The sequence below is a fragment of the Anoxybacillus kestanbolensis genome (assembly GCF_001996285.1).
GTDB lineage: Bacteria > Bacillota > Bacilli > Bacillales > Anoxybacillaceae > Anoxybacillus > Anoxybacillus kestanbolensis_A.
This window is the reverse complement of sequence record NZ_MQAD01000024.1, coordinates 43,238-55,938: the sequence shown is the minus strand read 5'-3', so window position 1 is coordinate 55,938 and position 12,701 is coordinate 43,238. Positions and strand designations below refer to the sequence as shown.

Genomic DNA, 12,701 nt, shown 5'->3' with positions numbered 1-12,701 from the left:
GTGAATAAAAAAATTGTCGAAAAAAGTCGTATAAAATCATATGTAAGCGATTGTAATAATATATCATTATTATGTTCCATTTATGCAAAAAAAGAGGCTTGTTTTTAGCCTCTTTTATGACGTTTTTGCTTGATCGTTTGGCGATACGAGTACAGCGCGCGGTTTACTTCCTTCATAAGGCCCAACGATGCCACGAGCTTCCATCGCATCAATTAGGCGTGCAGCTCGGTTGTAACCGATGCGAAAACGACGCTGTAACATCGAAACAGATGCACTTTGCATGTCGATGACGAGTTGAACCGCTTCCTCAAACAACTCATCATCGAACGCTTCTTGTGGTTCATCATCTTGTGCGATCATCGTTTCTTCATATTGTGCTTGTTGTTGTGAAATCACATATTGTACAACTGTCTCCACTTCTTGATCAGACACGAACGCCCCTTGAACACGAACAGGTTTAGACGCACCAACAGGCAAAAAGAGCATATCACCACGTCCAAGCAATTTTTCAGCTCCACCCATATCTAAAATCGTCCGTGAGTCCGTCTGTGATGATACACTAAACGCAATGCGGGATGGAATATTTGCCTTAATTACCCCAGTAATGACATCAACAGATGGACGTTGCGTTGCGATAATTAAATGAATGCCTGCTGCCCGCGCCATTTGGGCAAGACGTGTAATCGAATCTTCGACATCGCTTGAAGCAACCATCATTAAATCTGCTAACTCATCTACAATGACGACAATGTATGGTAAAAGAGGTTGTTTCACTTCCGCTGTTTCATTATGCCGCTCAATATATTCATTATATCCTTCAATATTACGCGTTCCTGTATGCGAAAATAGCTCGTATCGTCGCTCCATTTCGCTCACTACTTTTTTTAATGCTTGGGACGCTTTTTTCGGATCGGTGACGACAGGAGAAAGCAAATGTGGAATGCCGTTGTACACGCTTAACTCAACCATTTTCGGATCGATCATCATCATCTTTACTTCATGCGGTTTCGTGCGCATCAATAAACTAACGATAATGGCGTTAATACATACGCTTTTCCCGCTTCCCGTCGCACCCGCAACAAGTAAGTGCGGCATTTTATTTAATTCAGCAAGCACCGCTTGTCCCGATATGTCACGCCCAAGTCCAATTAACAGTTTTGCTTCAGGTTTATCTGCTTCTTTCGCTTCTAACACTTCGCGTAGAGATACCATCGCAATTTCTTCATTCGGTACTTCAATACCAATTGCTGATTTTCCCGGAATCGGTGCCTCGATGCGAATGTCCTTCGCCGCTAACGCAAGCGCTAAATCATCACTTAAGCTTACAATTTTACTTACTTTCACACCGACGTCTGGATATACTTCATATCTCGTTACAGCTGGACCAATATGCACTTTCGTTACTTTTGCCTTTACCCCGAAACTTTGAAACGTTTTTTCAAGCTTGCGAGCATTTTCATAAATATTTTCTTTTTCCCGCGATTGATCGACCGCTTTTGGTGGGAAAAGTAAATCAATTGGCGGCAATGCATAATCCGCCGCATGATTTTGCGTAAATGATATCGGCTTTCCTTCTTCAACAGCTTCATTAAAATTAGAAATAACAGGTCCTTCAACAACAATTTCTTCTATTTCATTTTCTTCTTTTTCCTCGAGCGCTGTCACCACTTCAATATGAGTTGGCTGTTGTTTTTCTTTTTTCGGACGGCTTAAAAATGAACGAGCGTCCGCAATTACTGCTTTCGTTTGCGCTCGAATAAACGAAAGGAACCATTCAATTCCTTTGCCGGCTGTATCACGTAACGTTTTTCCTGTAAGAAGTAATACACCAATGATCATCAATAATGAGGCAATCCATTTTGTTCCTAATTGATCAAATAAATAATAACTGATCGTATACAGCAGGGCGCCAAGCATCCCACCACCTAAATCCGAAAAAGAACTATTTTCTCCATGCACATCTGCCCAAAATAGTTCCCATGTCGTTCGAATAATGCTTGGATTTGCTAATTTCCCATTTCTTGATAAAATATGAAATAACGCTTCGTGACTAAACAACAATAAGGAAAGAACAATCAAGTACAGCCCAACGAGAACGCGTTGAAAAAATGGAGGCCATGCGCGCTTCCAAATGACATATAGCGATGTCACAAGCGCCCCTAATAGCGCAACAATATACCATTCACCCATAAAGAAGCGAGTAGTAAAAACAAGTGAACGGCCGACCGCTCCGACGTTTGCCATCGCAATGACCGTACATGCTAACATCGTTAAACCGATTAGTTCAAAACGTAACGTTTTTTTCCATTGTTCTTGTTTGTTTGTGCGACGCTTATTTTTCTTTCCCATTTCGCCCACTCCAACATATAAGATGAAAAAGCAGCCAACAGAGAAGCGTGGCTGCTTGTTCTCATTATACCATAAATTGTAGTGATGTCGCATAAAGTTTTGTGCCCGGTTCATACGTTAAATAATGTTGTGGATCGCTACTTAATACACGCACAATTTCATACTCGTTCATTTCTGTTTGTTGCACAAGTAACGTCACTCCGTTATATTGAACGGTGCGTTGCTTTTTATACTCCGCCTCGTTCGTTTGAAAAACGATAAACTCTGGAACGATCGTATGTAAGATCATTGTAACATCGCTCCTTGCTGATGTGAATGGTCAATGAGTTCGCGCAATTTGCGCATCGCTTGTGACAGTCCCCCGACTTCATCAATTAAACCGTACTTCACAGCATCTGTTCCCACTACATTCGTTCCGATATCGCGCGTTAAATTGCCTTTCGAAAACATAAGTTCTTTAAATTTTTCTTCACTAATGTTTGAATGTTTAACAACAAAATTAACGACGCGCTCTTGCATTTTATCTAAATACTCAAACGTTTGTGGCACACCAATAACAAGACCTGTGAGGCGAATCGGGTGAATCGTCATCGTTGCCGTTTCTGCGATGAATGAATAGTCGCACGACACCGCAATCGGCACACCGATCGAATGGCCTCCACCGAGCACAATCGAAACAGTTGGTTTGGACATCGAGGCTAACATTTCTGCAATGGCTAACCCTGCTTCCACATCACCGCCTACTGTATTTAATACAACGAGCAAACCTTCAATATTCGGATTTTGCTCAATCGCTACAATTTGTGGAATAAGATGTTCATATTTCGTCGTTTTGTTTTGTGGCGGTAATTGAATATGCCCTTCAATTTGTCCAACGATCGTTAAACAATGGATCGTTGAATCTGAAGAAAGTTGTGGAATATTCGTTTGACCGAGCTGTACAATATTTTCGGCTGGAGAAGGCTTCGTTTCCTCTTGAGATATATCCCGTTCTTCCATAACAATCCCCTTTCCATTACATGATGTCGTTAGTATGCGTGAACATCGACATGTTCATACAAAAAACACCTGCGCGTCGCAGGTGTTTTCTTGACTTTGAGCATGTTGTTTTATACTTCCATAATAATCGGTAAAATCATCGGTTTTCGTTTTGTTTTTTCAAATAAATATTGGCTAAGTGCATCACGAATGTTTGTTTTTAGTGAAGACCATTCAATGACGTAATCTTCCATACTTTTTTCCACAATCTCTTTCACAATTTTTATCGATTCTTCGAAAAGTGTTTCGGATTCACGCACATATACAAATCCGCGTGAAATCATTTCTGGCCCAGCAACGACGCGCTTCTCTTGTTTACTTAACGTTACAACAACGATCATAATTCCATCTTGTGACAGTAAGCGACGATCACGCAACACAATATTTCCTACGTCTCCAATGCCTAACCCATCAATTAAAATTTGACCGCTCGGCACTTTTCCACCGAAACGGGCGTGACCGTTACGGAACTCGATCACTTCTCCTTTTTCAATCAAAAAGATCGCATCTTGACGAATACCGACAGCTTGGGCGATTTTTCCGTGCGCCTTTTGCATACGAAACTCTCCATGTACCGGGATAAAATATTTTGGTTTCATAAAATTTAACATAAGCTTTAATTCTTCCTGATACCCGTGCCCAGACACATGGACTTGACGTTGTCCGTACACGACATTCGCTCCTGCACGATATAGAGCATCAATTGTGCGAGCAATAAATAACTCATGCCCTGGCATCGGAGAAGAAGCGACAATAACTGTGTCTCCTTCTTTAATATTGATGTATTTGTGCGCCTGTTTCGCCATGCGTGCTAACGCCGCCATCGGTTCTCCTTGATTGCCTGTCGTTAAAATGACTAAATCACGATCGTTGTAACGGTCGACTTCCCCCATCGAAATAATCATGTTTTCATCCAATTTCAAGTACCCAAGGCGCACCGCGATATCGATGACTTTATGCATATGACGGCTCATAATGACCACTTTCCGTCGATGATCACGAGCAGCGTTTAACACTTGTTGAATGCGTGTAATGTTCGAGGCAAAGCAAGCGACAATCACACGCCCATGGGCATTGTAAATAACATCGGAAATTTCTTGACCAACAATCGCTTCAGAACCAGTATATCCCGGTTTTTCTGCGTTTGTACTGTCGGATAGTAAACAAAGCACTCCTTGCGCTCCGATTTTCGCCATTTTACCAAAATCGGTGCGACATATGCCAACAGGTGTTTGATCAAATTTAAAATCACTCGTATATACAATGGCGCCTTGCGATGTTTGAATGCTTACACCAAGACAATCCGGGATACTATGGTTCGTTTGGAAAAACGACACAATCGCTTTTTCAAATACAATTTCACTGTCAGCATGTATTTCGATGCGCTTCGCTTTCGATGTAATCCCTTGCTCTTTCAATTTTTCTTCCATGAGTGCAAGCGTCAATTTTGCCCCGTACACAGGTACAGTAATTTTTCGCAACACGTATGCAATTGCGCCAATATGATCGTCATGACCGTGTGTTAAAAAAATGCCACGAATACGTTCTTGTTGTTCCACTAAATACGAAATATCAGGAATAACCATATCAATGCCGAACATCTCGTCCTCTGGAAACATAAGTCCTGCATCAAGGACAAAAATGTCTTCGTCCACCTCGACGACATACATGTTTTTGCCTACCTCTCCCACGCCGCCGAGAGCAAACACACGAATTTTCTCTGCTTGTTTCATCTTAAATCCTCCTACAGTCAACCAAACTTCCCCGCTCAAAGTCACTTACATCCATTATAACTGATTCAACAATAAAAAAGAAAGGGATGAATTCCCTTTCTTTTAACGTTGTAGCACGTGCATGAGTTGCAAACGTTCTTGTTCCGTCAACGGTACAAGTGGTAGTCGAACAGAACCAACATCTAATCCCTTCAACTGTAAAGCCGTTTTTACTGGCACTGGGCTTGGGGCAGCAAATAGCGCTTTCATGATCGGCAATAGTTGTTGGTGTATCGTTGCCGCTTTTTTATTGTCTCCGCTCATGAAAGCTTCTATCATTTCTTTCATTTCGTTGCCGATAATATGCGAGGCAACGGAAACGACACCTTTTCCACCAATAGCTAATACAGGAAGTGTCAATCCGTCATCTCCGCTATATAGCATAAAATCATCGCGCGTTTTTGCTATAATTTCCGTCATCGCATCTAAATTTCCGCTTGCATCTTTGACAGCTACAATGTTTGGAATTTCGGAGAGGCGAACGATTGTTTCAACGGAAATATTGACGACAGCTCGCCCTGGAATGTTGTACACCATGACAGGCAACGACGTGCTTTCAGCAATCGCTTTATAATGTTGGTAAATTCCTTCTTGGTTCGGTTTGTTGTAATACGGTGCGACGATCATCACCGCATCGACACCGATTTGTTCTGCCTTTTTCGTTAGTTCAATCGATGCACGCGTATTGTTGCTCCCTGTTCCAGCAATAACAGGGACACGTCCGTCAACAACGTCGACAACGTGACGGAAAAGCGCCAACTTTTCTTCTGTCGTTAACGTTGGGGATTCTCCAGTTGTTCCAGCAACAACGAGTGAATCTGTACCGTTTTCAATTAAATAGTTCACTAATTGCGTTGTTTTCGCAAAATCGATGTTCCCCTTATTGTCAAATGGGGTGACCATCGCTGTGGCAATTTGACCAAATTGAACCACAATGTTTCACTCCTAACTAAAATCGTATTGTTTTTGTTCCGCAAGTTGAAATGCATCATGTAATGCATTTACCGCTTCTTTTAAATGCTCCTCTTTCACAAGTACCCAAATGGTTGTGTGGCTATCAGCCGACTGCAAAATTTGAATGCCTCGTTCAGATAGTGCTGTCACAATTTTTGCGGTTACTCCTGGAACGCCAGCAATACCCGCTCCGACAGTCGATACTTTCGCGCAACCGCGCGTGACGGTTGGCTCATAGCCAAGCTTTTGCAACGTCGTAATCGCTCGATCTGCCACGTCGCTCGATACGGTATATACGACCCCGTTCGGTGATATGTTAATGAAGTCGACGCTAATTCCTTCATTCGCCATCGCTTTAAATACTTCTGCTTGTAAATCGTAATGTCCCTCTTTTGCTGGCACTTTAATTTGCGTAATGTTTGAAACGTGGGCAATTCCTGTCACTAATCGTTCTTTTACATCGCTTCCTTTTTTTCCAATCGATGTAACGAGCGTTCCCGGTGAATCAGAATACGTCGAGCGAATGCGCAAAGGCACTTTCGCTTGCATCGCAATTTCGACCGCACGCGGATGGATGACTTTTGCCCCTTGATATGCCATATTGCAAATTTCTGTATATGTTACAACATCAAGCGGTCGCGCATTTTCTACGATGCGTGGATCCGCCGTCATTACACCTTCGACGTCAGTGAAAATGTCAATCCATTCTGCACCGAGTGCAGCCCCAAGCGCAGCAGCTGACGTGTCGCTTCCGCCGCGCCCGATCGTTGTCACATCTCCGTTTTCAGCCGCACCTTGAAAGCCTGCGACAACGACAACATCATGCTCTTTTAGGGTACGCAACAACCGTTCGCAACGCATATCGATAATTTTCGCGTTCGTATGATCATTGTTCGTGCGAAAGCCTGCTTGTGCTCCGGTAAAGGCTGTCGCTTTGATACCATGTTTATTTAACATGTTTGTAAAAACGACGCTTGAAATAATTTCCCCGCACGCCATCAACAAATCTTTTTCACGGTTTGTCACATGTGCATTGGCTCCGTCAATAAGGCTAAGGAGCGTATCCGTTGCATACGGATCCCCTTTTCGCCCCATCGCTGAAACGACAACAATAACTTTATATCCGTCTTCTAACGCTTTTTCAATATGTTTGCGCGCTAAATTTCGACCGTGTTCATCACGAACGGACGTACCGCCAAACTTTTGAACGATAATTTTCAACGTCAACACCTCGATGCCGATTTTACGCTTTCACAAGCCCTAATTTTAAAAGACTTTCAGCAATTTGAACAGAGTTCCATGCCGCTCCCTTTAACAAGTTATCAGAAACGATCCATAAATGGAATCCTGTGTCGCGATGTAAATCTTTGCGAATGCGACCAACGAATACGTCATTTTGTCCTGTTGCATACAGCGGCATCGGATAAAGCTGCTCGCTTGGATCGTCTTGTAAGACGACGCCCGGTGCCTCTTTTAGGAGCGACTGGATTTGCGCGACCGTTACTCCCTCTTTTTCTACTTCAATGTAAACAGATTCCGAATGCCCTACCATCACCGGAATGCGCACGCATGTTGCCGCTACTTCCAATTCAGGCATATGCATAATTTTTTTCGTTTCGTTAATCATTTTCATTTCTTCAAATGTAAATCCATTGTCTTGAAACTTATCAATCTGTGGAATGGCGTTAAATGCAATCGGATAATGTTTGCGATCCGATTTTACCGGTAAAATTTCCGGCGTCACTTCTTCGCCGTTTAACATGTGCGCTGTTTGCGTTTTTAACTCTTCTACCGCTTGTGCTCCTGCGCCTGACACCGCTTGATATGTCGAGACGATGACGCGCTTTAATCCGAACGCTTGACGAATCGGTTCGAGCGCCACAACCATTTGGATCGTTGAGCAGTTTGGATTTGCGATAATTCCGTTATGCCAATGTAAATCTGCTTCGTTTACTTCAGGGACGACAAGCGGTACGTTTTCGTCCATGCGAAATGCACTCGTATTATCAACAACGACCGCTCCGCGTTTCACCGCCTCGGGAGCAAGTTGCTTTGATACAGATCCGCCTGCGCTAAATAGCGCGATATGCACACCTTCAAAACTTTCCGGTTTTGCTACTTGCACTTCAATTTCTTCACCTTTAAATACGACTTTTTTTCCAGCTGAACGCTCCGATGAAAGTAAAGATAGTTTTGCAATTGGGAAATTTCTTTTTTCTAACGTTTGAATCATTTGTTGTCCGACAGCTCCTGTCGCACCAACGACGGCGACATGTAATCCTTTTTGCTCCATCTCTTCTTCTCCTTCCAACTCATAGACAATTTTAATATCATTTATTTTAGCACATTCATTCGTAAAGGAGAGACGTTTTTTATAAATTTTCTTTCAACTGTTTATTTATGAGCGACGATATTCAACGATGACTGGTTGAATTTGCCGACCTTCGAGCGCCGCTTCTACCGTATCAAGCAACAATGGCATATGAGCAACCATCGAATTCGGTTTTTTGAACGGATCATCTTGCCCAAATGGGATGAAGTAAATATTTTTTGCTGCCATTAATCGCATTAAATTAACACCGTTTAAACCGAGCGCATCGTTTGTCGAAATGCCAACAACAACGGGACGATGATTGCGCATCGTTGCTTTTGCAGCCATTAATACAGGCGAATCCGTCAGCGCGTTCGCTAATTTGCTCATCGAATTTCCAGTTAGCGGCGCAATAACCATGCAATCAAGCGGTAATTTCGGTCCTAACGGTTCCGCTTTTACAATTGTATCAATGACTTGATGACCTGTCATCTCTTCAAGCTTTTTCACCCATTCTTCTCCTTTGCCGAATCGGGTATTTGTCGATTGCACCGTATACGAAACAATCGGGATGACGTCTGCCCCTTTCGCAATTAATTTTTCAATTTCCGGCATTACCGCATCATATGTGCAATGAGAGCCTGTTAAACCAAAACCAATGCGCTTTCCTTGTACGTTCATTTTTTATTCTCCTTTCGTTTTTTCAAATCTGCAGAAAGAAGTTGCGCCAATACATTTGCGACAATTTGCCCCGCTGTTTTTGGCGCGACAATGCCGGGAAGTCCCGGGGCTAATAGCGCTTGAATGCCGCGCTTTTCCGCATATCGAAAATCCGTGCCACCAGGTTTTGATGCCAAGTCAACAATAAGCGTATGAGCAGGCATTTTCGCAATGACGCTTGCGGTTACAACAGGATATGGGATCGTATTAATACAAACGTCAATATCTTCCACGTGTTGTTCTAAATCGTTTAAATGAAACGGCTCTAACGCCATCTCTGCAATGCGCGCTAAATGTTCGGAGCGGCGGGCTCCCACTTTTACTTTTGCGCCTAAAGCTGCAAACGTTCGAGCGACCGTCATCCCTACACGTCCCAAACCTAAAACAGCAACGCGTGATCCATGAATCGTCACATCTGTATGTTGAATGACCATCATGACCGTTCCTTCTGCCGTTGGAATCGAGTTATAAATGGCGACATCGTCTCGCTCAAATAGTTGCACATGTTTTCGACCAACAGATTTGACGACGTGGTCTAAATAGTCATTTGTAATTCCTGAATAAACGGTGCAACGCGCCGGGGTTTGACGAAGCAATTCTTCAGTAAACGTCATTTTTTCGTTTGAAAATACCGTTTGAATTTCACCGTCCATGCTCGTTCCGTGAACAGGTAAAATAATGGCGTCTACTTCGTGAAAATCGACTTCGTGAATTTTCATTTTCGTTACTCCAGCAAAGCCATGGTCTAATTGATCGAAGCCAACGAGCGACAATTTTGCGTCAAGTTCCATCAATTTCCGAATGACTTCAAGCTGCCGAGCGTCCCCACCGATGATCGCAACGTGCATTCCTGTCAGCATGAGTTCATTCACCCTCTTATACATCTAGTTTTTTGCCCGTCGTTACTTTCACATCTTATGATGTCAGTCATCAAACGGTGAGCGGAAAATGAAAAAAGACACCCCTTGAGGTGTCTAGTCATCGACATCAATTAAAATCATATCTGAGCCGATCTTTTTTACACGGCTCCATGGTACGCGTATATCTGTTCCATCTTTCCGAAAGCCAAACCATTTTGTTGTTGGAATTAAAAGTGCTTGAATTTGACCTGTTCGTTCATTAATTTCTAAATCAGTCTGTCCTAAAATACCGAGCCGCTCTGCTCGCTTCATATCAACAATTTCTTTTCCGCTTAATTCACTTAATCGCATATGATGCCCCCTTTCTTTATCATTGTAGAAAAAAGGGCAAAAAAAATGCCTGCAAGTTTATTGTTGCAGGCTTTTTGGCAATGTTCCTTCCGGGCTAATAAGCGCAACGGAGAAGTCGTCTGTAAAAATCGTTTGTGCCATGCGGTCAACGCTTTCTTTTGTTACGCGATCAATGCTTTCAATAATTTCGTCAAGCGAGCGGTGACGGCCGAGTAACAGTTCATTTTTTCCATTTCGACTCATACGACTGTTCGTACTTTCTAAACTTAACATTAAGTTCCCTTTCATTTGCTCTTTGCTATTTTCTAGCTCTTTTTCCGTAATGCCGTCTTGTTTTAATTGTTCGATTGTTTGCTGAATCGTATCAAACAAAAGATCGAGCTGTTGACTTCCTGTTCCTCCATAAATCGTTACCATTCCACCGTCACGATATGAAGAATGGTATGAGAAAATGGAATAAGCTAATCCACGTTGTTCGCGTACTTCTTGGAAAAGACGACTGCTCATGCTTCCGCCTAAAATGTTGTTTAAAATAACTAAGCTATAAATATCTTCATGACCAATTGGTAACCCATTAAATCCAATGCATACGTGCGCTTGCTCTGTCTCTTTTTTGCGCGCGATTTTATTCGGGTAAAACGATGGTGCTACATACACGTCGTTCCCTTTTTGTCTCGTAAACGAACCGAAGTAAGCTTCTACTTGTTGAATAAACGACTCATCGACATTTCCTGCGATCGAAATGACGACCCGATCTGGCGTATACGTCTCATACATGTATTGGCGCAATGTATCACCCGTGAACGCCGCCAACGTTTGTTCTGTGCCTAAGATCGGGTAACCGAGCGGGTGATTGCCGTAACTTGCCTTACTCAATAGATCATGAACGAGGTCATCTGGCGTATCTTCATACATTTTAATTTCTTCGAATACAACATTTTTTTCTTTTTGTAATTCTTCGTCTACAAACGTCGAATGGAAGAACATATCGGCTAGTATGTCTAAAGCAAATGACGCATGTGTATCTAACACTTTGGCATAATAGCACGTGTACTCTTTTGACGTAAACGCATTGACTTGACCGCCAATGCGATCGAACGATTCCGCAATATCGCGCGCTGTGCGCGTTTTCGTTCCTTTAAAAAACATATGTTCAAGAAAGTGTGAAATGCCGTTGTTTTGTTCATTTTCGTTGCGTGATCCGGTGCCAATCCAAATACCGATCGCCACGGATCGAACCGTTGGAATGTGTTCGAGTACAACTCTTACCCCGTTTTGACACGTATATGTTTTAATCAAGTCCCTTCCTCCTACTTTTTACAATTCTTTCCTCATTTAATAATGTGGACACATCGTCGATAACATATTCTTGTTTTTGTAATGATTGAATTAACGGTTGTAATGCTTTTACTGTTGATACAGTTGGATGCATTAAAATCATCGCTCCGTTGTGCACTTTTGATGTTACTCGTTCCACTATAACAGAAGGCGATGGTTTTTGCCAATCAATTGTATCGACCGTCCATAAAATCGTGTACATCCCAAGCTCATGGGCAATGTATACGACATCATCACGATAACTGCCGCTTGGCGGAGCGAATAGACGAGGTTTGATGCCTGTTGCTGCTTCAATTGCATCGTTCGTTTTGACGATTTGTTCCCGAATGGCTTGTTTACTCATCGTTTTCATATCGGGATGGTTGTATGAATGATTGCCAATTTCATGCCCGGCATCTGCAATCATTTTCGCCAGTTGTGGGTTTTCTTTTACCCAACGCCCTTCTAAAAAAAACGTTGCACGTACGTTGTATTTTTCAAGAATATGTAACATACTTGGGATATGTTCGCTTCCCCATGCAACATTAATTAAAAAAGAGACCATCGGTTTGTCTGGATGTCCCCGATAAATAGGCGATGGGGGCAAATCAGATAAGTGAATAGACGGCGATACTTGTTTATATACAAGCTGTTGTTCAGAAAATGTCCCATTTTGCTTCATTTGCTTATATGATGCCTCAACATCTACGACTAGCCCATTATATCCAGGAATGGCTTTCCACACAGCATCTATTTTCGCATTTTGCGCAGGAATATTATACTGCTTTGCTCGCTCCGTAATTTGAATGTATAGCGGATCGCTTTGTTTTGCCACCGTCACATGCCGTAACTCATGGATGTACGTTGTCGTCCATGGGTTTTGTACAATCATAGCCGCCATACATATGATCATCGTTAAGAAAAACGCTCGCCGCACGCTTCGTCCCCTCCTTTTCTAATAAAGAGGGTATGTGTAAGAAGGACAAGGTAGAACGAGCATGAAAAAATTTTACACACAGCAAAGAAGCC

The 12,701-nt window shown here is 42.6% G+C and carries 12 protein-coding genes; all 12 read right to left on the bottom strand.

Annotated features, from left to right (window positions below):
• Positions 1-114: 114 nt before the first annotated feature.
• Positions 115-2,349, bottom strand: coding sequence for a DNA translocase FtsK (locus BO219_RS11795; protein WP_077429667.1), 2,235 nt, complete (start codon positions 2,347-2,349; stop codon positions 115-117).
• Between the two features lie 64 nt (positions 2,350-2,413).
• On the bottom strand, positions 2,414-2,638 hold the full coding sequence (locus BO219_RS11790; RefSeq protein ID WP_004890988.1) for a YlzJ-like family protein: 225 nt from the start codon (positions 2,636-2,638) through the stop codon (positions 2,414-2,416).
• The gene (locus BO219_RS11785) at positions 2,635-3,348 is read right to left on the bottom strand and encodes a ClpP family protease (RefSeq protein ID WP_077429666.1); all 714 of its coding nucleotides are present in this window, start codon (positions 3,346-3,348) and stop codon (positions 2,635-2,637) included. Before BO219_RS11785 ends, BO219_RS11790 begins: the two co-directional genes overlap by 4 nt.
• 110 nt (positions 3,349-3,458) lie before the next feature.
• Entirely contained in the window at positions 3,459-5,120 is a 1,662-nt protein-coding gene (locus tag BO219_RS11780) for a ribonuclease J (RefSeq protein WP_077429665.1), read from the bottom strand.
• A gap of 102 nt (positions 5,121-5,222) precedes the next feature.
• Positions 5,223-6,092 (bottom strand): 4-hydroxy-tetrahydrodipicolinate synthase, encoded by an 870-nt coding sequence (dapA, locus tag BO219_RS11775; protein WP_006322288.1) that lies wholly within the window; start codon positions 6,090-6,092, stop codon positions 5,223-5,225.
• Positions 6,093-6,104: 12 nt separating this feature from the next.
• Positions 6,105-7,334 (bottom strand): aspartate kinase, encoded by a 1,230-nt coding sequence (dapG, locus tag BO219_RS11770; RefSeq protein WP_077429664.1) that lies wholly within the window; start codon positions 7,332-7,334, stop codon positions 6,105-6,107.
• Between the two features lie 22 nt (positions 7,335-7,356).
• Positions 7,357-8,406: an aspartate-semialdehyde dehydrogenase gene (asd, locus tag BO219_RS11765; RefSeq protein ID WP_077429663.1), complete on the bottom strand. Its 1,050-nt coding sequence runs from the start codon at positions 8,404-8,406 to the stop codon at positions 7,357-7,359.
• A gap of 105 nt (positions 8,407-8,511) precedes the next feature.
• Positions 8,512-9,105 (bottom strand): dipicolinate synthase subunit B, encoded by a 594-nt coding sequence (dpaB, locus tag BO219_RS11760; protein ID WP_004890997.1) that lies wholly within the window; start codon positions 9,103-9,105, stop codon positions 8,512-8,514.
• On the bottom strand, positions 9,102-10,004 hold the full coding sequence (gene dpaA / locus BO219_RS11755; RefSeq protein ID WP_004890998.1) for a dipicolinic acid synthetase subunit A: 903 nt from the start codon (positions 10,002-10,004) through the stop codon (positions 9,102-9,104). Before dpaA ends, dpaB begins: the two co-directional genes overlap by 4 nt.
• A gap of 114 nt (positions 10,005-10,118) precedes the next feature.
• Positions 10,119-10,355 (bottom strand): YlmC/YmxH family sporulation protein, encoded by a 237-nt coding sequence (locus tag BO219_RS11750; protein ID WP_004891000.1) that lies wholly within the window; start codon positions 10,353-10,355, stop codon positions 10,119-10,121.
• Between the two features lie 57 nt (positions 10,356-10,412).
• A complete protein-coding gene (locus BO219_RS11745) occupies positions 10,413-11,654 on the bottom strand; it encodes a M16 family metallopeptidase (protein ID WP_077429662.1) in 1,242 nt (413 codons plus the stop codon).
• A complete protein-coding gene (locus BO219_RS11740) occupies positions 11,647-12,609 on the bottom strand; it encodes a polysaccharide deacetylase family protein (RefSeq protein ID WP_077429661.1) in 963 nt (320 codons plus the stop codon). The genes BO219_RS11745 and BO219_RS11740 overlap by 8 nt, the downstream gene beginning before the upstream one ends.
• Positions 12,610-12,701: the final 92 nt, after the last annotated feature.

What these genes read in the sequence shown, in the direction of transcription:
- BO219_RS11795 (WP_077429667.1), bottom strand. Translation starts at nt 2,349, where the DNA reads ATGGGAAAGAAAAATAAGCGTCGCACAAACAAACAAGAACAATGGAAA.
- BO219_RS11790 (WP_004890988.1), bottom strand. Translation starts at nt 2,638, where the DNA reads ATGATCTTACATACGATCGTTCCAGAGTTTATCGTTTTTCAAACGAAC.
- BO219_RS11785 (WP_077429666.1), bottom strand. Translation starts at nt 3,348, where the DNA reads ATGGAAGAACGGGATATATCTCAAGAGGAAACGAAGCCTTCTCCAGCC.
- BO219_RS11780 (WP_077429665.1), bottom strand. Translation starts at nt 5,120, where the DNA reads ATGAAACAAGCAGAGAAAATTCGTGTGTTTGCTCTCGGCGGCGTGGGA.
- asd (WP_077429663.1), bottom strand. Translation starts at nt 8,406, where the DNA reads ATGGAGCAAAAAGGATTACATGTCGCCGTCGTTGGTGCGACAGGAGCT.
- dpaB (WP_004890997.1), bottom strand. Translation starts at nt 9,105, where the DNA reads ATGAACGTACAAGGAAAGCGCATTGGTTTTGGTTTAACAGGCTCTCAT.
- dpaA (WP_004890998.1), bottom strand. Translation starts at nt 10,004, where the DNA reads ATGCTGACAGGAATGCACGTTGCGATCATCGGTGGGGACGCTCGGCAG.
- BO219_RS11750 (WP_004891000.1), bottom strand. Translation starts at nt 10,355, where the DNA reads ATGCGATTAAGTGAATTAAGCGGAAAAGAAATTGTTGATATGAAGCGA.